Source organism: Ensifer sp. ENS03, assembly GCF_014852035.1.
GTDB lineage: Bacteria > Pseudomonadota > Alphaproteobacteria > Rhizobiales > Rhizobiaceae > Ensifer > Ensifer adhaerens.
The window spans coordinates 1-1,841 of the sequence record NZ_JACVAV010000026.1; the positions used below are offsets into that span (position 1 = coordinate 1).

Annotated in this window: 2 protein-coding genes and 1 pseudogene; all 3 read right to left on the reverse strand. The window is 61.9% G+C overall.

All coding sequences use genetic code 11. The features are described from left to right. Nucleotides 1-168 (reverse strand): annotated as a pseudogene (locus IB263_RS33785) (lipoprotein-releasing system transmembrane subunit LolC); the annotation flags it as partial. Nucleotides 169-335: 167 nt separating this feature from the next. Continuing rightward, the gene (locus IB263_RS33790) at nt 336-1,022 is read right to left on the reverse strand and encodes an ABC transporter ATP-binding protein (RefSeq protein ID WP_034786709.1); all 687 of its coding nucleotides are present in this window, start codon (nt 1,020-1,022) and stop codon (nt 336-338) included. A gap of 16 nt (nt 1,023-1,038) precedes the next feature. Further along, nucleotides 1,039-1,841: FtsX-like permease family protein (locus IB263_RS33795; protein ID WP_192439601.1), on the reverse strand; the 803-nt coding region annotated here is incomplete at its 5' end.

Sequence of the window (1,841 nt, forward strand, 5' to 3'; positions counted from 1 at the left end):
CATGATGCCGATGAAGGAGAAGCCGGCGATGACAGAGATGAAGGCTTCCTTGCGTCTGGAGCGCAGGTAGCGCCACGCCACCATACGCTCGAAGGCGGAAAAGGGTCGGCTGGAGGACTTTTCAGGCTGCGCTGCGGCCTGCACCTGATTTTCAGTCACGGCGGTCATCCTGCCTTCCTTCGCCTCATCACTTCGTTGCGACCAGCTTGTCGATCACCGCTTCGACGATCATCGAGGGCGGTCTAGATTTACGTCGAGAGACTGTAGGTGCGCCAGCGAAAGGCAGGCTGACGTGGCTGCGTACGAGTGGTCGTCGCATCCGCCCTCCGGCACACTCACTTCATCTCGACGACCTTGCCGTCTTCGATCGTCACCCGCCGATCCATCAGTCCGGCGAGCTCGTGATTGTGCGTCGCGATCAATGCCGCGAGGCCCGACTGCCGTGCCAGCGCTTCCAGCGCCTCGAAGACATAACCGGCGGTCTCCGGATCGAGATTGCCTGTCGGTTCGTCGGCAAGGAGAACGAGTGGCGCGTTGGCAACGGCGCGCGCAATCGCAACGCGCTGCTGCTCGCCGCCGGAAAGTTCCGCCGGGCGGTGATCGGCGCGGTGGCCGATGCGCATATAGTCGAGCAACGCCCCAGCCCGCTCCGCGGCTTCCGCCTTGGGCAGACCGGCGATCAACTGCGGCATCATGATGTTCTCGAGTGCCGAGAACTCAGGCAACAGGTGGTGGAACTGGTAGACGAAACCGATCTCGTTGCGACGGATCGCCGTGCGCCGATCATCGTTGAGCCCGCCGCAGGACACCCCGTTGACCAGCACCTCGCCGCTATCGGGGCGCTCCAGCAGACCCGCCACATGCAGCAGCGTCGATTTTCCGGTCCCTGACGGCGCGACCAGCGCCACGGTCTCGCCGCTTCTCAGCGTGAAGTCAGCACCCTTGAGGATGGAAAGGAACGTCTCGCCTTCCCCATAGTGTCGTTCGACGCCGGAAAGCTGCAGTGCCACGCGCGCATTCATTTAAGTGATGTCCTTGTCATTCGTAACGCAGGGCCTGCACCGGATCGAGGCGCGAGGCGCGCCAGGCCGGAAAGATCGTGGCGAGGAAGGATAGGGTCAGCGCCATGACGATGACGAGCGCCGTCTCGTCGGCATTCATGTCGGCCGGAAGCTGGCTGAGGAAATAAAGCTCTGGGCTAAACAGCGTTGTTCCGGAGATCCAGGAGAAGAACTGTCGGATGGATTCGATGTTGAGGCAGACGACGACGCCGAGCGCCACGCCCGCGACCGTTCCGGCGACGCCGATTGCAGCCCCCGTCATGAAGAAGATGCGCATGACAGAGCCCGAGGTCGCGCCCATGGTCCTTAAGATCGCGATGTCGCTGCCCTTGTCCTTCACCAGCATGATCAGGCCGGAGATGATGTTGAGCGCCGCGACCAGCACGATCAGCGTCAGGATCATGAACATCACGTTGCGCTCCACCTGGAGCGCGGAGAAGAAGGTCTTGTTGCGGTCGCGCCAGTCGGTGATGAAGATCTGCCGTCCGGCCGCGTCCTCGATCGGCTGGCGCAACTCCTCGACGACATCTGGATGTTCGACGAAGATCTCGATCGACTGAACCAGTCCCTCGGCGTTGAAGAACAGCTGTGCCTCTTCAAGCGGCATGAAGATGATTGTTGAATCATATTCCGACATGCCGATCTCGTAGATCGCCGAGACGGTATAGGCTTTCACACGCGGGTTCATGCCGAGCGGCGTCACGTCGCCGTTGGGCGAGGTCAGCGTGATGGTACCGCCGACCGTTATGCCAAGCTGTTCGGCCATGCGCGAGCCGATCG